Raw genomic sequence first — 18,893 nt, forward strand, 5'->3', positions numbered from 1 at the left:
GGGGAACACCTCTCGGTTCACGCGCGGACACTGCGGGTAGGGGCGACCGGCGGGGAGATCCGGCCCGCACACCGCCAGCCGAGGAGCACCGCCCCCTGCCGCGGACCCAGTGCTCGACCGCAGGAGGCGTACGACCGCGTGACCGCTCTGCCCGACGACCCGACCCGGCGACCGCTCCGGGTCGCCACCGTGCCGTTCGCCACGCCCTACGGCGACGCCGTCGCCCCCGACGGCGTCGTGCGGGTGGGCCCGGACGTGGAGCCCAGCCCGTGGCTGGACCCCGAGCACCTGACCGCGCACGCGGGCGAGGTCGACGTGCTGCACCTGCACGGCGGGTACGCGCACCTCACCGTGCCGGAGATGGACGCCTGGACCGCCGCCGTGCGCCGCTGCGACGTCCCGCTGGTGGTCACCGTGCACGACCTGACCGCCGTCGACGGCGCCGACTCCGGCACCCACCCCGGGGCGGCCCGCACCCGGGCCCGCGCCCACCTGCGGGCGCTGCTGGCGACCGCGGAGGTCGTGCTGACGCTCACCCCGGGCGCCGCCGACGAGATCGCCGACCGGTTCGGCCGCACCGCGATCGTGGTGGCCCACCCGTCGCTGGCCGCCCCCACCCCCGGCATCGGCCGGGAGACCCGGCTGGTCGGCCTGCACCTGGGCGAGCTGGGCCCCGAGGTCGCCGAGCCCCTGGAGCTGGTGCGCAGCGCGCTGTCCGGCGCGGTCTCCGGTGGCGGTCGGCTGCGGGTCGACGTGCACCCCGACGTCGACCTCGGCACCCGGCTGCCCGACCTGCTCGAGCTCGCCGACGCCGGTGACCTGGAGCTGGTCCGGAGCCGGCCCGAGGACCCCGCCGCGTGGGTGCGCCACCTGCAGGAGCTGCACGTGTCCGTCGTCCCGCAGCGCGCCCGCACCCACTCGACCTGGATCGAGCTGTGCCGCGACGCCGGCACCCGGGCGGTCGTGCCCGGCGGCGGGCACCCGCGCGAGCAGTGGTCCGACGTGGTGCTCTACGGCAACGACCCGGTGACCGGGCTGGACGGCGCCTCGCTCACCTCCGCGGTGGTGGCGGCGCTCACCCGGCCGGCCCCGGCGCGGGTCGACGCGGCCTGGCGGGCCGAGCAGCTCGCCGCCGTCCGCCGGGTGCACGCGCAGGTCTACGAGCAGGTCGCCGCGGACCACGCGAGCGCCTGAGCGGACCGGTCAGCCGGCGGCAGCCCGGGTGGCGTGCGGCAGCCGGACGGTGAACGCCGTGCGGCCCGGTTCGCTGGCGACCTGCACTTCGCCGCCGTGCGCGCCGACCACCGCGTGCACGATCGCCAGCCCCAGGCCGGTGCTGCCGGCGGTGCGCGAGCGGGAGGCGTCGCCGCGGGCGAACCGCTCGAAGACGTGCGGGCGCAGCGCGGCCGGGATGCCCGGGCCGTCGTCGACGACCTGCAGCACCGCCCAGCCGCCCTCGGTGCGCAGCCGGGTGGTCGCCGTCGTCCCGTCGGGGGTGTGGCTGCGCACGTTGGCCAGCAGGTTGGTGAGCACCTGGTGCAGCCGGGCGGCGTCGCCGGGCACCTCGACCGGGGTGTCGGGCAGGTCGACCTGCCAGCGGTGGCCCGGGCCGGCGACGTGCGCGTCGCTGACGGCGTCGACGACCAGGGCGGTGAGGTCGACCTCCTCGCTGGCCAGCTCGCGGCCGGCGTCCAGGCGGGCCAGCAGCAGCAGCTCCTCGACCAGCGCCGACATCCGCAGCGCCTCGGACTCCACCCGGCCCATCGCGTGCCCGACGTCGGCGGAGACCTCCCCGCCCTGCCGGCGGACCAGCTCGGCGTAGCCGCGGATCGAGGCCAGCGGCGTGCGCAGCTCGTGGCTGGCGTCGGCGACGAACTGGCGCACCTGGGTCTCGGACTCCTGGCGCGCGGCCAGCGAGGTCTCGACGTGGTCGAGCATGGTGTTCAGCGCGGTGCCGACCTGGCCGACCTCCGTGCCGGGGTCGGTGTCCTCCGGGGGCACCCGCTCGGCCAGCCGCACCTCCCCGGTGGCCAGCGGCAGCTGCGCCACCCGGGTCGCGGTGGCGGCCACCCGGTCCAGCGGGCGCAGGGTGCGGCGGATGACCAGCACCGCGGCCAGCGCGGCCGCGACCAGCGCGAGGAGCCCGACGACCAGCTCGACGGCGATCAGCCGGCGCACGGCGTCGCTGGTGCCGCTCAGCGGCAGGCCCGCCACCAGCACGCCCCCGTCGGCCAGGGTGCTGGACACCAGCCGGTAGTCGCCGAGGTCGCCGCCCAGGTCGACGGTCACCGGCTCGCCGCCGGAGGGCGTCGCCGCCAGCAGCTCCTGCTGCGCGCTGGTCAGGGCGAGGGTCTCGCCGTCGGGACCGATTACGCCGGAGTCGGTGCAGACGCCGTCGACGACGGTCGCGCCCAGCGTGCCCTCGGCCTGGCCGCGGGCGCCGAGGAAGCCGGGGCCCTTGGGCGAGCCCCCCTGCTGCGGTGCGGGGAACCCGTAGCCCCACTGCGCCGAGTAGTCCTTGGAGCGGTCGGTGGTCGCCTCGAGCCGGGTGTCGACCTGGCCGACCAGCTGGGCGCGGAGCGCGGTCACCGAGACCACGCCGACCAGCGCGAGCACGACCACCAGCGGGACGACGAAGGCCACCAGCAGCCGGGTGCGCAGCGACCGGCGCGACCGGGGGACGGGCGGTGGCCGGCCGTCGGTGCGGCGGCTCACCGGGAGAGGGCGGACGTCATGCGGCGGGCTTGATCACGTACCCGGCGCCGCGCAGCGTGTGGATCATCGGCGCGCGCCCGGCGTCGATCTTGCGGCGCAGGTAGGAGATGTACAGCTCGACGATGTTGCCCTGGCCGCCGAAGTCGTACTGCCACACCCGGTCCAGGATCTGCGCCTTGGACAGCACCCGCTTGGGGTTGCGCATCAGGTAGCGGAGCAGCTCGAACTCGGTGGCGGTGAGCCGGATGTCGTCGCCACCGCGGGTCACCTCGTGGCTCTCCTCGTCCAGGGTCAGGTCGCCGACGACCAGCAGGCCGTCGTCGGCGACCACGCGGCTGGTGCGGCGGAGCAGGCCACGCAGCCGGGCCGCGACCTCCTCGAGGCTGAACGGCTTGGTGACGTAGTCGTCCCCGCCCGCGGTGAGCCCGGCGATGCGGTCCTCGAGGGCGTCCTTGGCGGTGAGGAAGACGACCGGGACGAGCGGGGAGTCGGCGCGCAGCCGGCGCAGCACCTCGAGCCCGTCCATGTCGGGGAGCATGACATCGAGGACGACGGCGTCCGGGCGGAACTCGCGGGCGGCGCGCACCGCGTCGGTGCCGTCGTGGGCGGTGCGGACGTCCCAGCCCTCGTAGCGCAGCGCCATCGAGAGCAGCTCGCAGATGGAGGGCTCGTCGTCGACGACCAGCACCCGCAGGGCGCTGCCGTCCGGCCGGGTGAGCTGGGCGCGGGAGCGGGAGGCGGGGGTCGTCGTCGTCATGGGTCGACTGTGCGGGCCCATCCTGAGAGTTCCCTGTGTCCACGACAGGAAGTGGCTGGACGCGTGCCCGGCCGCGCGGAGGGCAGCGGAGCGGGAGTGGGGGTGGCCAGGGGCGGGGTCGAACCGCCGACCTCTCGCTTTTCAGGCGAGCGCTCGTACCGACTGAGCTACCTGGCCCCAGCGCCGGGACCAGCCGTTGCTGGTGCCGGATGGCGACCCTGACGGGACTCGAACCCGCGACCTCCGCCGTGACAGGGCGGCGCGCTAACCAACTGCGCTACAGGGCCTTGCTGTGGTGCTGCGTGCCCCCAACGGGGTTCGAACCCGTGCTACCGCCTTGAAAGGGCGGCGTCCTGGACCGCTAGACGATGGGGGCTCGTGGTCGCTGGAGGCAGTGAGAACCATACATGGCCCTCCGGAGGTGCTCTGCACCCGGTCCTCCGGGACCGCGTGGCGGGCGTGGCGGAGGGGGTCCCGCGTGCCAGCATCGGGCCGTGCGCACCCGCCGTCCGACCCGTTCCCTGGGCCTCGCTGCCGCCGTCCTCCTGCTGGCCGGCTGCGGCTCGCAGACCGGGACCGATGACGCGTCCTCGACCAGCGGCGTCACCGCCGGCAGCTCGGCCACCACGGAGGCCCCGACGTCGGCCGCCGGGGGCAGCGAGGCGACCGAGGACCCCGCGGCCAGCCCGTTCCCCGGCAACACCGACCCCGACGTCGCCGACCCGGTGACCCCGGACGGCCTGACCGTGACCACGGTCCGCGCGGCGCACCACGAGGGCTACGACCGGGTGGTGTTCGAGCTCTCCGGCAGCGGCACCCCCGGCTGGTCGGTCGAGTACGTCGACACCCCGACGTCGCAGGGCAGCGGCGAGGTCGTCGACGTGCCGGGGGCGGCCTTCCTGCAGGTGACCCTGCAGGGCACCACCTACCCGTACGAGTCGGGGGCCACCGAGGTCGCCCGCGGGGCCGTCGCCGTGTCCGGCACCGAGGTCGTGGACGGCGTCGTCTACGACGCCACGTTCGAGGGCACCTCGGTGGCCTGGATCGGCACCGGCGAGCGGACGCCGTTCCGGGTCTACGCGCTCACGGCGCCCTCGCGGGTCGTGGTCGAGGTCGCCGACGCCGGCTGACCCCGGGGGTCAGCCGACCTCGGCGGTGAACTCGACGCCGTCGTCGGTGACCGACGTGCAGGTGATCGACAGCGGGCCGGCCGACACGCTGTCCCCTTCGGCGCAGGAGACGCTCTGGTCGCCCAGCTGCAGGGTGGCCTTGCCGTCCTGCGTGCCGGCGAAGGCCAGCTCGTTGCCGAGGATGCTGGCCTTGGCGTCGTCGCCGGTCAGCGTGGCGGTGCACGAGGTGCCGGAGCAGTCGACGTTGCTGGAGCTGCAGGCGGCCAGCGGCAGCAGGAGCAGGAAGCCGGCGGCGGCGCCGGCAGCGAGGCGCGCGCGGCGGTGCAGGAGGTCAGCCATGCCCGGAGCGTAGGGCGACCTGGCCGACCGCGGGGGACGACGCGGCGGGGTCAGTCCTGCCGGACGGTGGCGGGCGTGAAGACCCAGCTGCGCAGGGCGACGAACCGGACGAGGCCGATCGCGCCGGTGACCGCGGCGATGAGCAGCAGCTCCACGCCGGTGCCGACGTCGCCGATCAGCATGTGCACCCCGGCCAGCGCGAAGGACGTCGCGACCAGGCCGACGACCGCCAGGCCACCGCCCTCCCACTGCGCGGTGAACCAGGAGACCTGCTGCCCGGCGTGGAAGGTCAGCCGGCGGTGCAGCTCGTTGGCCAGCAGCGTGGAGGCGATGGCGCCCACGAGGTTCGCCGGCTGGGCGCCGAACCCGCCGAGGCCGATGAACAGCAGCGCGTAGAGGGCGCTGGAGACGCCGCCCACCACCACGTACCGGGCGAACTGGGCACCCGTGTCGTCCTGGTGGAGGCGGGTGCGCAGCGCGGCGGCCAGCCGCGGCAGCCGGGCGAGCTCGCTCGTGACGACGTGCCCCACCTCGTGCGCCCCGCCGACGGCGGTCCGGCGCAGCAGGGACGGGCAGGTCACGGGTGCTCCTCGAGCTGGGGGTGTACGGACAGTTGCATGCTCCGGCACCAAGTGTGGGCGTCGCATCCGAATTCCCGGTGCGGCGCGCGCACTCTCCGTGAGGTCGATCACGGAGAGTGGTCACGGAATGATCACGGCCGGCTGGCAGGTACCTCCCAGGTACGCCCGGCAGGGTCACCGCATGAGCGCACCCGGGCACCGCCGTCCCTGGCTCTACGACCCGTCGCTGGGGGGTGTGCTGGTGCGCTCGCACCGGTCCCCGACGGCCGGCGCGGCCGGCCGGGTCGTCTCCGACGCGGTGTGGAGCGACGTCCTCGCGCTGCTGCGCTGGGCGGAGGCGACGCTCAGCTGCCCGCCGGAGCTGCGGACCGGCACGGCCTGGCGCACCGCCGCGACGTCGGCCGCGCTGCTGCGCCGGCTGCCCGGGCTGTGCCGCGAGGCCGGCGTCGCCTGGCCTGGCCCCACGCCCTCGCCGCCACCCCTGGACGGCGCCGCCGTCCGGCTGCGGAGCGCGGCCGACCGGCTGGCGCTGCGGCTCTGCTCGCCGGAGGAGGGGGTGGCCGGCCCGCTGAGCGAGGACGTCGGCGACCTGGCCCGGGACGTCGACGAGGTGGGGGCCGCCGCGCTCGCCGTGCTGGCCGCGGAGACCGACTGGACGACGGCGGGCTGATCGCCCGGTCGCCCGGTTCCGGTCGCCCGCAACGGGTATGGGCGGCCCATGAGCCTGCTCGCCGTGCTGGACCGCCTGTCCGAGGTCTCGTCGTTCGACAAGACGCTGGAGTCCGCCCGGACGGCGGTGAACAAGGCGCTGCAGCCGCAGGCGTTCAAGGACCTGCTGCACGGCAGCTGGCTGGGCCACCCGCTGCACCCGATCCTGGCGATGGTCCCGGTCGGCACGTGGCTCTCCGCCGGCCTGCTGGACATCGCGCCGCCGACCCGGCCCGCGGCCACCGCGCTGATCACCACCGGCGTCGCGGCGAGCCTGCCCGCCGCGCTGGCCGGTGCCGCCGACTGGTCCGAGCAGGACGACGCGGTGCGCCGGCTCGGCGCGCTGCACGCCGTCAGCAACGTCGCGGCGCTCGGCCTCTACGTCGGCTCGCTGGTGGCCCGCAAGAAGGGCAACGGCGGGCTCGGGCGGGCACTTGCCTACACCGGTCTCGGGGTGGCGTCGGCGTCGGCGTCCATCGGCGGGCACATGTCCTACGCGCAGTCCTCCGGCGCCAACCACTCCGTCGTCGACGCCCGCCAGCTCACCACCGACTGGATCGACCTCGGCCCGCTCGACGACCTGCCCGACGGCCGCCCGGCGCTGCGCACCGGCGAGGGCCAGGGCGCCCCGGTGCCGCTGGCCGTCGTCCGGCGCGGGGCGAAGGTCGACGCCTTCATCAGCGCCTGCGCGCACGTCGGTGGCCCGCTCGCGGAGGGCACCGTCGAGGAGGTCCGGGGCAGCGAGTGCCTGGTCTGCCCGTGGCACGGGTCGGCCTTCGACCTGGAGTCCGGTCAGCCGCGCCGCGGCCCGACAGCGTCGGCCCAGGAGAAGCTCCAGGTGAAGTACGAGGCCGGCCGGGTGTTCGGGAAGCTGCCGGACCGGCACGTCAGCAAGTAGCCGCCGGCGGGTGACCGGCGCCTAGGCTCCGGCCGTGCGGCGGGTCGCGGTGGGGCTGGTGCTCGTGCTGGCCGGCTGCGGGTCGACGGACCCGGTGGCGGCCCCGGCTCCCTCGTCCAGCTCCGCTGCTGTGGTCCAGACGCTGCCCGAGGTTCCGGGCATCGCGGCCGAGGCGGTGCAGCTCCGCACGGACGCGGCGGTCGGCGGGCAGGTGCAGGTGCGGGTCACCGACACCGGGCCCGCTCCCTTCACCGTGACCGCGGTGCAGCTGGACTCGCCGGGCTTCGCGCCGCTGCCGCCCCGCGCGGTGACCGCCCGGTACGCCCCGGGCCGGACGATCGACCTGCCCACCCCGTTCGGCGCGGTCGACTGCTCGGCCGCGGTGGACCCGGTGGGCGCGCGGCTGACGGTGGTGCGCCCGGACGGCGCGGTGGAGGAGCTCCGGGTGCCGCTGACCGGCGACACGATGGCGCAGGTGCACGCGGGGGCGTGCGCGGTCGCCGACGTGCTCGCCGTCGTCGGCATCGCGGTCGAGGACCTGGCCGACGCAGGGGAGACGATGACCGGCGAGGTCGTGCTGACCCGGCGGTCGGGCGACGAGCCGGTGGAGGTGACCCGGCTGGGCGGCAGCGTGGTGCTCGAGCCGGTGCCGGACGGGGACCTGCCGGTGACGCTGGCGGCGGAGGAGCGCGAGCTGCGGGTCCCGGTGACCTTCGACGCGGCCCGCTGCGACCCGCACGCGCTGGCCGAGACGAAGAAGCCGTTCGTCTTCCCGCTGGCCGTCACGGTGGGCGACGGCGAGAGCGTGCCGGTGGACCTGCCGCTCGACGACGCGCAGGAGGGGCGGCTGCAGGACCTGCTCGACCGGGTGTGCACCGACTGAGCGGGGTTCGCGGGGCGGCCGCCGGGGCATCCCCCCGGTCGTGTTCCTCTTCACCAGCCGGCTCGGCTGCCTCGGGTCGATCCTGGTGTCGCTGCTGCTGACCGCGCTGCTGTTCATCCTCTTCACCGTGCTCTGACCCGCTGCCCCGCGTTCAGTGCGCACTCGTCGGGGTCACCCCGCCGCCGGAGACCCCGATGACTGCGCACTCGCTGGGCCGCCCGGCCGCGGTGGCACGATGGGCGCGCCGGGCCTCTAGCTCAACTGGCAGAGCAGCGGACTTTTAATCCGCGGGTTGTGGGTTCGATCCCCACGGGGCCCACCGCGCAAGTAGGGCGGGTCGCGCACCGTCGAGGCTCACAGTCGCGTGAAGGACCGCCGGTAGGCCGTCGGTGTGAGCCCGACCCGCCGTGCCAGGTGGAGGCGCAGCGAGTCGGCGCTGCCCATCCCGCTGTGGGCAGCGACCGTGGTCATCGGGAGTTCGGTGGCCTCCAACAGCTCGAGCGCTCGGTCGATCCGCTGGTGCAGGAGCCACTGCAGCGGGCTCAGGCCCGTCTCTGCGCGAAAGCGGCGAGTCAGCGTCCGCACGCTGCACTGGGCGTGCCGCGCCAGATCGGTCAACGTCAGCGGCTGGTCGAGTCGTTGCAGGGCCCAGGCCCTGGTGCCGGCGAGGGAGAAGTCGGTCTCGGCGGGGAGCGGAGTCCGGATGAACTGGGCCTGACCACCGGGGCGCACAGGTGCCACGACGGCGAGTCGGGCGATCGTGTTGGCCGCTGCCGCGCCGAGGTCGGACCGGACCATGTGCAGGCACAAGTCGATGCCGGCTGCCAGCCCGGCCGAGGTGAGCACCAGGCCGTCCTCGACGAAGAGGACGTCCGGCTCCAGCGCCACGGCCGGGTACCGGCGGCGGAACAGCTCTGACTTCGCCCAGAAGGTGGTCGCGCGGCGCCCGTCGAGCAGGCCGGCCTCGGCCAGGACGAAGGCGCCGGTGCAGATCGACGCCACGCGTTTGCCGGCTGCCGCCGCCGTCCGCACCGCGCTCAACACCGCCCTCGGGACGTCCTCGCGGGCCATTCCGCCGGTCACCATCACCGTGTCGGCGTCGGCGACCGCCTCGAGTCCCTCGCGGACGCACACGTCGAAGGGGCCGTCCGACTCAAGGACCCCGGGCTCGGCGGCGCACACCCGGACGTCGTAGGCGCGCTGCCCGTCGACCTCCACCTGGCTGAAGATCAGCTCGGGTATGGACAGGTCGAAGGCAGGGACCGGCGCTACGGCTATGACGACGATGCGGTGCATGGCTCGAACTTCCGGATAGCTGGCGTTCTGGCCACTCACCGTAAACCCCACGGCTCGGCAGGCTGTGGGCATGTCCTTCGTCGTCGTCACCGGGGCCGGCGCAGCCGGCATGCCCACCGCCCGCCAGTTCGCCGAGAGCGGCGAGCGCGTCCGCCAGATCACCCGCAGCGGTCGCGGCGTCGACCACCCGCTCGTGGAACTCGTCGCGGCCGACGTCAACGACGCCGACCGGCTCACCGAACTCACCGCGGGGGCGCGGGTCCTGGTCAACTGCGCCGTTCCTGCCTACGACCGCTGGGCCGTCGAGATCCCGCGCATGGCCACGGCCCTGTTGACCGCTGTGGAACGGACCGGGGCGGGGTACGTGATGCTGGGCAACAGCTACGGATACGGCCAGGTGGACGGGCTCCTGACCGAGGACCTGCCGATGGCCGCCACGGGGGTCAAGGGCCGTGCGCGAGCGATGATGTGGCTGGACGCGCTGGCCGCCCAGAACGCAGGTCGCGCGCAGGTCACCGAGGTGCGCTCCGGAGCGTTCCTGGGCCCGGGACCGGTCGGTGCGTACGCGATGTTCGTGCTCGCGCCCGTCCTGGCGGGCGAGGTCGCGTCCTACCCCGGCGACCCGGACGCGCCGCACAGTTGGCACTACACCGAGGACATCGCCCGGACCCTCGTAGCCGCCAGTCGCAACGACCGCGCGTGGGGCCACGCCTGGCACGTGCCGGCCACCTCTTCCCTGCCGGTGCGGGAGCTGACCGAACGGCTGGCCGACCTGGCCGGCGCACCCACACCGCAGATCAACCGCCTCCACCGCGATGACCTGGTGAGTCTCGCCCGACAGCAGCCACTCTTCGCCGAGCTCCTCGAGGTGCTGCACAGCAACGAACACCCGCACGTGCTCGACTCCGCCCGCACCGAGGAGGTCCTGGGAGTCAAGGCGACGCCCCTGGAGACCGTCCTGCAGGCGACCCTGGCCGGCGCCGTCGACGCCTGAGCGATCGGCGGGACACCCGGAGCGCGGCGGCGGCAGTCAGTCCACCAGGCTGCCCGGTCTCGTTGGGGGGCGGATGACGCCACGTGGCCGATCAGGCTGGCGGGGACAGCCTGGCCGTGGCTCACAGACGCCAGAGGTCGGCACACCTGGAGCGTCGGCTCGGACGTGCTCTTCGGACGGGCGCTGTCAGGCGTGGAGGAGCCACGGCGCACTCGTCACGGACCTGGCGTCAGACGCATCGGCTACAGCGCGGCCGGTCAGGGCAGCGGAACCAAGACGCCCCATCCAGATGCCGTACATCCAAGAACGGGGAAGACATGACAGGCAGTGGGAAGTCGAAGCTCGAAGATGTCGCTGTGCAGTACTTCCGTCTGGTGGACGCCGGTGACCCAGCCGTCATCGACCTGTTCGTCGACGATGCGCAGATGTTCTACCCGAAGTTCGGACATGCGCGAGGCAAGGCGGAGATCGGAGCCTTCGCCCGAGGACTGGCCCGGGGCGTCTCCCGTCTCCAGCACGAGCTCGATGACTTCAACGTCATCGCGGTCGGGAGCTACGTCGTGGTCGAGGGTGCCGAACACGGACGGACGAGTTCGGGGATCGACTTCCCTGACGGCACGTCGTCGTTCGGCGTCTTCTGCAATGTCTTCGAGTTCGAGGGAGATCTGATCAAGCAGGTCCACATCTACGTGGATCCGGACTTCGCCAGCACGCATGCGGATGGGGTCGCGTGGGGGGAGTCGGTCCAAGCCGACATCGCCGAGCTCCGCAGGGCAGACAAGACCTGACGGCTGCGACGGCGCCTGGGCTGGTCCCTCGTCACCGACCGTTCCCCTCCGACCGCCCGACCATGCCGCGGGCATGGTCGGGCGCGCCGACGGTCCGCTCAGGAGCCGGCCGCCGCCTTGATGATGTCGGCGACCGCGTCGGGCCGGGAGAGGAAGACGGCGTGGCTCCCGGCCACCTCAGTCACCGTGGCGCCGGCCCGCTCCGACATGAACTGCTGGGCCGGCGGCGGGATCATCTTGTCCTCGGTGGTGATGAGGTACCAGCTCGGCTTGACCCGCCAGGCCGGGTCGGTCACCGCGCCGCCCAGGGCCTCGACGCCCCAGGGCACCTGCGAGGCCGCCATGAAGCGCGCCTGCGCCTCCGGGACGTCCCCGGCGAAGGACGCGGGGAACGCCTTCCGGTCCAGGAAGAGGAAGCCGTCCACCGGCGGCAGGATCGGCGGCACGGGCGCACCGGGCGGCGGGTCGGCGATCAGGGTGTTCACCGACTCGCCCTCGTCCAGGGCGAACGCGGCGATGTAGGCCAGTGACGCGACCTTCTCGTGGGTGCCGGCCTGGCTGATCACCGCGCCGCCGTAGGAGTGCCCGACGAGGACGGTCGGGCCGTCCTGCTGGTCGAGGACGCGGCGGGTGACAGCCACGTCGTCCTCGAGGGACAGCGTCGGGTTCTGGACCACGCTGACCTGGTAACCGTCGGCGGTGAGCAGGTCGTACACGCCCTGCCACCCCGAGCCGTCGACGAACCCGCCGTGCACCAGCACGACGTTGCGGATGGGTCCTGTGCTCATGGGTCCTCCAAGTAGAATGAACGTTCTGTCTTACCGGACGATCGTGACGTCGCTTGCGCCCGGTGTCAAGACAGAACGTTCGTTCTTTTGTTAGACTGAGGACATGCTGATCGAGGCGGCCTTCGCGGCGGCGTCATCTGGGCCTCGTGCACCGACCGCTCGGGACCGGCTGCTCCGCACGGCGGGACGGCTGTTCTATGCGGAGGGGATCAAGGCGGTCAGCGTCGACCGGCTCCTGGTCGAGGCCGGGACCACGCGGGCGACCTTCTACCGGCACTTCGCCGGCAAGCAGGACCTCGTCCTCGCCTACCTCGGGACGGTGGACGCCCACCTCAGAGCCCATGTCGACGAGGTCCTGGCCTCGGGGGCTGGTCCCGAGCCGCTGCTGTACGGCATCGCCGAGGAGATCGGCGGGGACATCTGCGGCCCGGGCTTCCGTGGGTGCCCGTTCCTCAACGCCGCTGCCGAGCACCCGGACGCCGATGACCCGGTCCACCGGGCGGTGCTGGCGCACCGGCAGTGGTTCTCCGGTGTCGTCACTGATGCGCTGATCCGCCTAGGACACCCTCGAGCGGAGGCTGCAGCCCGGCAGCTGGTGATGCTGCGTGACGGGGCGATGGCCGCCGGCCATCTCTCCGACCCCGACGTGGTGCGCGAGAGCCTGCTGACGGGCACCAAGGACCTGCTCGACTTCTCGCGCAACTGACTCGACACCGGCGCCCGCAAGACGCCCACAGAAGGGTCGTCACCGCTCGTTCGCGATCATGTACTCCCAGCGGTGGATCCGCTGGTCATGCACTCGCTCGTCAGTGAACGCACAGGTCAGAACACCGTGGCGTCCGAACTCGTGATCCGCGGGTGGTGGGTTCGATCCCACGGGGCCCACCGCCGGACCGCCGTCGGGGACACTCGGGCCATGCCTGACGGGGAGTACGCGCCGAGCACGGTGCCCTGGGTGCGCGAGGAGGTCGAGCACCTCGAGCGCACCGGCACCGGGCTGCGCGGGCGCTCCGTCGTCCTGCTCACCACGGTCGGGCGGCGCACCGGGCTGGTCCGCAAGACCCCGCTGATGCGCGTGGAGCACAAGGGCGTCTACGCCGCGGTCGCCTCCACCCGCGGTGGTGACCGGCACCCCGACTGGTACGCCAACGTGCTGGCCCATCCGGAGGTCGAGCTGCGCGACGGGGACTCCGTACTGCAGCTCGTCGCCCGGGAGGCCGTCGGCGCGGAGCGGAGCCGGTGGTGGTCGCTCGCCTGCACGGTGTTCCCGTCCTACGTCGACTACCAGAGCAGGGCCCCGCGGCGGATCCCGGTGCTCCTGCTCGAGCCCCGGCCTGAGGCCACGCAGTGAACGGCCGGACGTCGACATGTCGACACGGGGCGGGGTGACGCCGGACGCGCCGGTCTGGACGGAGCTGGCGCCGGAGCGTGCCCCGTCCGACGAGGAGCGACGGTTGCTGGAGTGGCTGGCGGCGGCCGTCGACGAGCCGCTGCTGCACGACCACGTCGCCACGGCAGCGGTGACCGCCGTGTGCCGCTGCGGGTGCCCGTCGGTCCGGCTGCGCAGCGCCGCGGCCCCGATTCCAGAGGCGCGCGTGTCGCAGCTGTCGCACGGCAGCCGACCCGACTACTTCTCGGTGTCCGCCGCTGGTCCGGCCGGCGTGCAGGTCGTGCTGCACGTGGCCCGTGGCCGGCTCCTGGAGCTGGAGGTCTTCGCCGGTGAGGGGGTCGCCGCTCCGGTCCCGGACGTGCGTGACCTGACCGACGTCACCGTGTCCTGATCCGACCCGCGGGGCCTCGTGTCACATCTGCGGGCTCGGCGGTGCTGTAGAGACATGGACCTGGTCAGGAACGGACGAGCGGCACCGGCGGCCGTCCTGATGTCCCCTGCTGTGGTGGCCGGCACCGCGGAGGGGCGGGGCGGGAGGGCGAAGCGCGTGACCGTGTCGCGTTCGGCCCCCGGCGCCGTCCGCCCGGACCTGGCCGACGTGTTCCGCCGCGACTACGCGCAGGTCGTCGGGGTCGCCGCCCGCGTCCTCGGCTCCCGCGACCAGGCCGAGGACGTCGCCCAGGAGGTCTTCCTCTCCTTCGGGCACTCCTCCGTCCCGGCCGCGGAGGCCCCCGGCTGGCTCTCGGTCGCCGCCGCCCACACCGCGCTCAACCTGCTCCGCTCCGGGCGCCGCCGCTCGTCGCGCGAGGAGGTCGCCGCGCTGGCCGAGGACGTCGTCGTCCCCGACGTCGCCGACGCCGTCGTCACCAACGAGGAACGCAGCCGGGTGCGCGCCGCGCTCGCCCAGCTGCCCCACAAGCAGGCCGTCGCCCTCGTGCTGCGGCACAGCGGCCTCAGCTACGCCGAGGTCGCCGCAGCCCTCGATCTGTCCCCCGGAAGCGTCGGCACCACCGTCCGCCGCGCCGAATCCGCCCTGCGCAAGGAGCTGGACCGCAATGCGTCATCCGACTGAGGGCGTGCTCCGCCGCCTCATCGACGAGCCGGCCGGTGTCGCCGACCCCGACCGCCAGCACGTCGCCACCTGCCAGCAGTGCCTCACCGCGCTGGCCGCCGCCCGCGAGGACGCCACCCTCGTCGGCGCCGCGCTGACCACCTCGGTCCGCCCGGACGTCGACGCCGCCTGGCAGCGCCTCTCCACCGCCGCCCGCGCCACGGCACCGGCGCCGGTCGCCGCCCCGGTGCCCCGCCGGGCCCGCCGCGGCCGGGAGCTGCTCCGCCGCCCCGCCGTGGCCGCCGCGGCGTTCGCCGTCGTCCTGGCCGGTGCGGGCACCGCGGCCGCCAACGACTGGCTGCCGATCTTCCGCACCGAGCAGGTCGCCGCGGTCAGCTTCGACACCGCCGACCTCGTCGGCCTGCCCGACCTCACCGCCTACGGTGACGTCGTGGTGACCGGGGACGGCGACCCGCGCGAGGTCGCCGACGCGGACGCCGCAGCCGCGGCGTCCGGGCTGGACGTGCCCGAGGTCGGCACCCTGCCGCAGGGCGTCAGCGGTGAGCCGACCTACCAGGTGGGCAGCCAGCTGAGCGCCACGTTCACCTTCTCCGCCGACCGCGCCGCCCAGGCCGCCGCGGAGGCGGGGGAGACGCTGCCGCCGCCCCCGCCGGGGCTCGACGGGAGCCAGGTGCGCCTGGACGCCGGGCCGGGCGTCGTCGCCGTCTGGACCCAGCCGGAGACCGGCATCCCCGCGCTGGTCGTGGGCCGCGCGGTCGCCCCGACGGCGTACTCCTCCGGCCTGCCGTTCGAGACGGTCCGCGACTACCTGCTGTCGCTGCCCGGCCTCCCCGAGGACGTCGCCGCCCAGCTGCGCACCTTCACCGCCGACGGCTCGACCCTGCCGCTGCCGGTGCCCGCCGACCAGGTCGAGAGCTCGACGGCCGACGTCGACGGGGTGCCCGCCACGGTGCTGGAGACCCGGGACCGCTCGCTGGCCGCCGTGGTCTGGGTGGACGACGGCGTGCTGACCGCCGTCGCCGGCCCGCTCGACACCGACGAGGTGCTCTCGATCGCCCGGGACCTCGACTGACGTGAGCACCGACGCCCCCGAGGTCGGCACCGGGTCCGCCGTGCGCGCTGCGGCGGACCTGGTGGCCGGTCTGCCCCCGACACCCGCCGCCTGGTGCACCGGGCTGCGCAAGCGGTACGGCAAGCGGACGGCGGTGCACGACGTCTCGCTCGAGGTCGGCCGCGGCCAGGTCGTCGGCCTGCTCGGACCCAACGGCGCCGGCAAGACCACCGTGATCAAGATGCTGCTCGGGCTGGTCCGCCCGGACGCCGGCGAGGTGATGCTGCTCGGCCGCCCGTCGAGCGACCCCGCGTCCCGGGCCCGGGTCGGCTACCTCCCCGAGCTCTTCCGCTACCAGCCCTGGCTGACCGCCGGCGAGGTGCTCGCGCTGCACGTCCGGCTGGCCGGGCTCGCCGTCCCGGTCGCCGAGCAGCGGGAGGTCCTCGACCTGGTCGGGCTGGCCGCCCGCGAGCAGGACCGGGTCGGCGGCTTCTCCAAGGGCATGCAGCAGCGGCTCGGCCTCGCCGTCGCGCTGGTGGCCCGGCCCGAGCTCGTGGTGCTGGACGAGCCGACCAGCGCCCTGGACCCCCTCGGCCGGGTCGACGTCCGCGACATCGTGCTGGCGCTGCGCGAGCGCGGCGTGGCGGTGCTGCTCAACTCGCACCTGATCGGCGAGGTCGAGCGGGTCTGCGACCGGGTGGTGATCCTCGACCGCGGCCGGGTCGCCGCCTCCGGCACGCTGGAGGAGCTGCTCGGCCAGCGCGAGGTGCACCTGCACCTGACCGACCTCACCCCCGGCACCGAGGAGCGGCTGGCCGCCTCCGGCAGCGTGCACCGCGAGGGCGAGTGGTTCACCGTGGCGCTGGCCGAGGACTCCGGGACGGCCGTCCCCGACCTGGTGCGCGACCTGGTCGCCCTCGGCGCCCGGGTGCACGCGGTCGAGCCCGCCCGGATCAGCCTGGAGGAGCGCCTGCTGGGCATCCTCCGGGCCGGTCACGACGACGCGGAGCAGGGGGCCACGCGGTGACGACCGCCCGCACGGTGCTCACCATCGCCGCGCTGACCCTGCGCGAGGCGTCCCGCCGCCGGGTGCTGTGGGCGCTGGCCGGGCTCACCCTGGTGCTGCTCGTGCTCAGCGGCTGGGGGTTCTCCCGGCTGGCCGCCGAGTCCGACATCGGCGAGCTGACCAGCGGCCAGGCCCGGCTGGTGGCCTCGCAGGTGCTCAACCTGGTGATGTTCGGCCTCAGCCTCATCGCCGCGCTGGGCACCGCCTTCCTCGCCGGGCCGACGCTGTCCGGCGAGATCGAGTCCGGCATCTCGCTGTCCGTGCTGGCCCGCCCGGTCCGCCGGTCGACGGTGCTGCTGGGCAAGTGGCTGGGGCTGGTGGCGTTCGGCAGCGGGTTCGTCGTGCTGGCCGGCCTGGCCCAGTGCCTCGTCGTCCTCGCGGTGGTCGACTACTGGCCGCCGCAGCCGGCCGCTGCGCTGGCGCTGCTCGCCGCGCAGACCGTGGTGCTGCTGACCCTGGGGCTGCTGCTGTCGACGGTCATCTCGCCGATGGCCTCGGGTGTGGTCGCCGTCGGCCTGTTCGGGGCCACCTGGATCGCCGGGGTCGTCGGGGGTGTGGGCGGGGCGCTGGGCAACGAGGGCGTCGCCCGGGTCGGCACCGTGTCGCGGATGGTGCTGCCCACCGACGGGCTGTGGCGCGGGGCCATGCACGCCTTCCAGGACCCGGGCGCGCTCACCCAGCTCGGCCCGGCGTTCGAGGGCTTCCCGTTCCTGAGCGAGGCGCCGCTGACGGCGGCCTACCTCACCTGGGCCGCCGTCTGGGTGGCGATGGTCTGGGGCCTGGCCGCGGCCTCCTTCGCGCGCAAGGACCTCTGAGCGCGCGGGGTGGGCTGGCACCGGCGGGTGCCGTGGGCCAGGCTGTGGCCGACGGTGCCACGGGGGCTGCCGGTCGACCCGGAGGGAGGCGCCGCGATGACCTCCGTCGAGGCGGTCAGGTGCCACCGCTGCGGGCACGGCTACCGCGCGCACCAGCCGGCCTGCACGACGGGCGCGTCGACCGGGGTCGGCTGCCGCTGCGACGGGTTCCGCTGGGTCGACCCGGCGCCGGCCGCCGACGTCCGCGGTTACCACCGCCCGCTGCCCTGACCCGACGCGCCACGGGCCGCGGCGACCGCGCGCCCCAGCGCCGCTCCACGGGCCGATGAGGGCAAAAGCCCAGGTCGCGGTGGTGCTGATGTCGACAAGGCGGCTGCCCGGAGGCGGGTCATCGACCGCCGGAGGGGTTCGCACAACGATTGGGTGACGGGCCCCGGACGGCGGTGTCGCAGCGCGCCGTCGGAGCCCCTGCGGGCCCTACCTTTCGTCGTGTCGCGGTACTTCCCCCGCCGTGACGGACAGCACCGAGGAGACCCGCGTGAACTCCCCTCTCGACCTGGCACCCCGCCCACGATCCGTCCCCGTCGCCGAGGAACTGGACCTGGCCGAGCTGCTCGACCTCTTCGCCCCGCCCCCGGACGGCGAGCTGTCGCCGCGCGAGTCCCTCCGCGCATCCGGCGTCCGGCTGCTCGGCTGGGCGCAGGACTCCTCCCGCCGCGCCGCCCGCTGGGGCGCCCCGGGGGTGTCGCGGTGATGCTGGTCTGGCCGGTGGTCGCGGTCCTCGGGTTCGTCGTGCTGGCCGCGCTGGTCGTGGCTCTCGCGCAGAGCTCGACCGCGCGCTACGAGTTCGAACGCAACCAGGTGCAGGGGCAGCGCCAGCAGGCAGCGGTGCCGGCGGCCGCGGAGCCGGTCCTGGTCGGGGCGGCCACGGTGGCCCGGCCGGTGGCCGGTGGCGGGGCCGCCGTCGAGGAGATCGCGCCCGAGCTGCTCGGCGCCGCGGCGCACCCCGCCGGCAAGCGGGTCGCCGAGCCGCTGACACCGCCCGCGTGGTGGCTGGTCCAGGAGGACGCGAGCGGCGCGATCGAGCGCGTCGTGGACGGTCCCTTCCACGACCGGATGGAGGCCGACTGGGCCGCCCTGGCCGGTGGCTCGGCCGAGGCGGGTCGCCCCGTGTACGGCGTGCTGCGGCTCGACGGCCGGCTGGTGCGCCGGCAGTCGCCGCAGGAGCAGGCCTGGCTGGCCGAGCTCGGTGAGCAGCTCGACCGGCTGCCCGAGGACTGGGACGGGCCGCTGGCCGACGAGGACGAGCTGGTGACCCTGGTGGTCGAGGTCGCCGCCGCGCTGGTCGAGGCGGGGCTTCCGCTGCACGACTGCGCGGGTGACGGCGTGTCCGGCGGCGTCTGCCTGACGCCGGAGCCGAGCCGGGGCGGGGTGCTGGTCAGCTGGCACCAGCACGACCGGATGAGCCGGGAGCAGGTGCGGGGTGCGGAGACCGACGCGGCCGTGCAGCAGACGATGAACGGTGCGATCACCGACTGCCTGCGCCAGTTGGGCTTCGACGCCGAGTCGCTGGGGGAGTCCGGCTGCTCGCTGGTCACCGCCGCCGAGCGGTGGTGGTGACG

Annotated in this window: 23 protein-coding genes and 4 tRNA genes; 18 read left to right on the forward strand and 9 right to left on the reverse strand. The window is 74.6% G+C overall.

Features of this window, described 5'->3' with window-relative positions; genetic code table 11:
- Positions 1-138: 138 nt before the first annotated feature.
- The gene (locus tag FHX36_RS18030) at positions 139-1,194 is read left to right on the forward strand and encodes a glycosyltransferase (protein ID WP_183513971.1); all 1,056 of its coding nucleotides are present in this window, start codon (positions 139-141) and stop codon (positions 1,192-1,194) included.
- Between the two features lie 9 nt (positions 1,195-1,203).
- Here FHX36_RS18030 and FHX36_RS18035 read toward each other — a convergent pair whose 3' ends face one another.
- The 5 genes from FHX36_RS18035 to FHX36_RS18055 all read right to left on the reverse strand — a co-directional run bounded on the left by FHX36_RS18035 (position 1,204) and on the right by FHX36_RS18055 (position 3,848).
- Entirely contained in the window at positions 1,204-2,715 is a 1,512-nt protein-coding gene (locus FHX36_RS18035) for a sensor histidine kinase (RefSeq protein ID WP_343056657.1), read from the reverse strand.
- 16 nt (positions 2,716-2,731) lie between these two features.
- Positions 2,732-3,472 carry a response regulator transcription factor gene (locus FHX36_RS18040; protein WP_110552311.1) on the reverse strand — a complete coding sequence of 247 codons (741 nt, stop codon included), beginning with the start codon at positions 3,470-3,472 and terminating at the stop codon, positions 2,732-2,734.
- A 103-nt stretch (positions 3,473-3,575) separates the two neighbouring features.
- A tRNA-Phe gene (locus tag FHX36_RS18045) sits at positions 3,576-3,649 on the reverse strand.
- A gap of 33 nt (positions 3,650-3,682) precedes the next feature.
- Positions 3,683-3,759 (reverse strand) — tRNA-Asp (locus tag FHX36_RS18050).
- Positions 3,760-3,775: 16 nt separating this feature from the next.
- Positions 3,776-3,848, reverse strand: a tRNA-Glu gene (locus tag FHX36_RS18055).
- A gap of 118 nt (positions 3,849-3,966) precedes the next feature.
- Between FHX36_RS18055 and FHX36_RS18060 the strand changes: the two genes are divergently transcribed.
- Positions 3,967-4,602: an AMIN-like domain-containing (lipo)protein gene (locus FHX36_RS18060; RefSeq protein ID WP_110552312.1), complete on the forward strand. Its 636-nt coding sequence runs from the start codon at positions 3,967-3,969 to the stop codon at positions 4,600-4,602.
- 9 nt (positions 4,603-4,611) lie between these two features.
- On the opposite strand, the gene FHX36_RS18065 is transcribed toward FHX36_RS18060, so the two are convergent.
- Together FHX36_RS18065 and FHX36_RS18070 are read right to left on the reverse strand one after the other, a co-directional pair.
- Positions 4,612-4,941, reverse strand: coding sequence for a hypothetical protein (locus FHX36_RS18065; protein ID WP_110552313.1), 330 nt, complete (start codon positions 4,939-4,941; stop codon positions 4,612-4,614).
- 50 nt (positions 4,942-4,991) lie between these two features.
- The gene (locus FHX36_RS18070; protein ID WP_110552314.1) at positions 4,992-5,522 is read right to left on the reverse strand and encodes a GtrA family protein; all 531 of its coding nucleotides are present in this window, start codon (positions 5,520-5,522) and stop codon (positions 4,992-4,994) included.
- A 181-nt stretch (positions 5,523-5,703) separates the two neighbouring features.
- On the opposite strand from FHX36_RS18070, the gene FHX36_RS18075 reads away from it, so the two are divergent.
- The 4 genes from FHX36_RS18075 to FHX36_RS18090 all read left to right on the forward strand — a co-directional run bounded on the left by FHX36_RS18075 (position 5,704) and on the right by FHX36_RS18090 (position 8,330).
- Positions 5,704-6,192: a hypothetical protein gene (locus FHX36_RS18075; protein ID WP_110552315.1), complete on the forward strand. Its 489-nt coding sequence runs from the start codon at positions 5,704-5,706 to the stop codon at positions 6,190-6,192.
- Between the two features lie 48 nt (positions 6,193-6,240).
- Positions 6,241-7,128, forward strand: coding sequence for a Rieske (2Fe-2S) protein (locus FHX36_RS18080; RefSeq protein ID WP_110552316.1), 888 nt, complete (start codon positions 6,241-6,243; stop codon positions 7,126-7,128).
- A gap of 34 nt (positions 7,129-7,162) precedes the next feature.
- Entirely contained in the window at positions 7,163-8,011 is an 849-nt protein-coding gene (locus tag FHX36_RS18085) for a hypothetical protein (RefSeq protein ID WP_110552317.1), read from the forward strand.
- Between the two features lie 246 nt (positions 8,012-8,257).
- Positions 8,258-8,330 (forward strand) — tRNA-Lys (locus tag FHX36_RS18090).
- A 35-nt stretch (positions 8,331-8,365) separates the two neighbouring features.
- On the opposite strand, the gene FHX36_RS18095 is transcribed toward FHX36_RS18090, so the two are convergent.
- A complete protein-coding gene (locus FHX36_RS18095) occupies positions 8,366-9,307 on the reverse strand; it encodes a GlxA family transcriptional regulator (RefSeq protein WP_110552325.1) in 942 nt (313 codons plus the stop codon).
- A gap of 70 nt (positions 9,308-9,377) precedes the next feature.
- Here FHX36_RS18095 and FHX36_RS18100 point away from each other — a divergent pair, with 70 nt between their 5' ends.
- Together FHX36_RS18100 and FHX36_RS18105 are read left to right on the forward strand one after the other, a co-directional pair.
- Positions 9,378-10,301 (forward strand): NAD-dependent epimerase/dehydratase family protein, encoded by a 924-nt coding sequence (locus FHX36_RS18100; protein WP_110552318.1) that lies wholly within the window; start codon positions 9,378-9,380, stop codon positions 10,299-10,301.
- Positions 10,302-10,657: 356 nt separating this feature from the next.
- The gene (locus tag FHX36_RS18105) at positions 10,658-11,089 is read left to right on the forward strand and encodes a nuclear transport factor 2 family protein (protein ID WP_220035938.1); all 432 of its coding nucleotides are present in this window, start codon (positions 10,658-10,660) and stop codon (positions 11,087-11,089) included.
- 98 nt (positions 11,090-11,187) lie between these two features.
- Here FHX36_RS18105 and FHX36_RS18110 read toward each other — a convergent pair whose 3' ends face one another.
- Positions 11,188-11,877 carry an alpha/beta hydrolase gene (locus tag FHX36_RS18110; protein WP_110552320.1) on the reverse strand — a complete coding sequence of 230 codons (690 nt, stop codon included), beginning with the start codon at positions 11,875-11,877 and terminating at the stop codon, positions 11,188-11,190.
- A gap of 103 nt (positions 11,878-11,980) precedes the next feature.
- Here FHX36_RS18110 and FHX36_RS18115 point away from each other — a divergent pair, with 103 nt between their 5' ends.
- From FHX36_RS18115 to FHX36_RS18160, 10 genes are all read left to right on the forward strand, one after another.
- Positions 11,981-12,583 carry a TetR/AcrR family transcriptional regulator gene (locus FHX36_RS18115; RefSeq protein WP_110552321.1) on the forward strand — a complete coding sequence of 201 codons (603 nt, stop codon included), beginning with the start codon at positions 11,981-11,983 and terminating at the stop codon, positions 12,581-12,583.
- Between the two features lie 210 nt (positions 12,584-12,793).
- Complete coding sequence (locus tag FHX36_RS18120; RefSeq protein WP_110552322.1) at positions 12,794-13,228, forward strand: nitroreductase family deazaflavin-dependent oxidoreductase; 435 nt, start codon at positions 12,794-12,796, stop codon at positions 13,226-13,228.
- Positions 13,229-13,244: 16 nt separating this feature from the next.
- Positions 13,245-13,658, forward strand: a complete 414-nt coding sequence (locus FHX36_RS18125) for a hypothetical protein (protein ID WP_183513972.1) — start codon at positions 13,245-13,247, stop codon at positions 13,656-13,658.
- 156 nt (positions 13,659-13,814) lie between these two features.
- Complete coding sequence (locus FHX36_RS18130) at positions 13,815-14,339, forward strand: sigma-70 family RNA polymerase sigma factor (protein WP_258372733.1); 525 nt, start codon at positions 13,815-13,817, stop codon at positions 14,337-14,339.
- On the forward strand, positions 14,323-15,411 hold the full coding sequence (locus FHX36_RS18135; protein WP_183513974.1) for a hypothetical protein: 1,089 nt from the start codon (positions 14,323-14,325) through the stop codon (positions 15,409-15,411). Before FHX36_RS18130 ends, FHX36_RS18135 begins: the two co-directional genes overlap by 17 nt.
- 1 nt (position 15,412) lies before the next feature.
- Positions 15,413-16,417 (forward strand): ABC transporter ATP-binding protein, encoded by a 1,005-nt coding sequence (locus tag FHX36_RS18140; RefSeq protein WP_110553962.1) that lies wholly within the window; start codon positions 15,413-15,415, stop codon positions 16,415-16,417.
- On the forward strand, positions 16,414-17,271 hold the full coding sequence (locus FHX36_RS18145) for an ABC transporter permease (protein ID WP_110553963.1): 858 nt from the start codon (positions 16,414-16,416) through the stop codon (positions 17,269-17,271). Before FHX36_RS18140 ends, FHX36_RS18145 begins: the two co-directional genes overlap by 4 nt.
- 96 nt (positions 17,272-17,367) lie before the next feature.
- A complete protein-coding gene (locus FHX36_RS18150; protein WP_181428923.1) occupies positions 17,368-17,541 on the forward strand; it encodes a hypothetical protein in 174 nt (57 codons plus the stop codon).
- A 268-nt stretch (positions 17,542-17,809) separates the two neighbouring features.
- Positions 17,810-18,025: a hypothetical protein gene (locus FHX36_RS18155; RefSeq protein ID WP_146251707.1), complete on the forward strand. Its 216-nt coding sequence runs from the start codon at positions 17,810-17,812 to the stop codon at positions 18,023-18,025.
- The gene (locus FHX36_RS18160) at positions 18,025-18,891 is read left to right on the forward strand and encodes a hypothetical protein (protein ID WP_110553966.1); all 867 of its coding nucleotides are present in this window, start codon (positions 18,025-18,027) and stop codon (positions 18,889-18,891) included. The genes FHX36_RS18155 and FHX36_RS18160 overlap by 1 nt, the downstream gene beginning before the upstream one ends.
- Positions 18,892-18,893 lie beyond the last annotated feature (2 nt).

Origin of the sequence: Modestobacter versicolor (genome assembly GCF_014195485.1) — a bacterium.
In the GTDB taxonomy this organism is placed as follows: domain Bacteria; phylum Actinomycetota; class Actinomycetes; order Mycobacteriales; family Geodermatophilaceae; genus Modestobacter; species Modestobacter versicolor.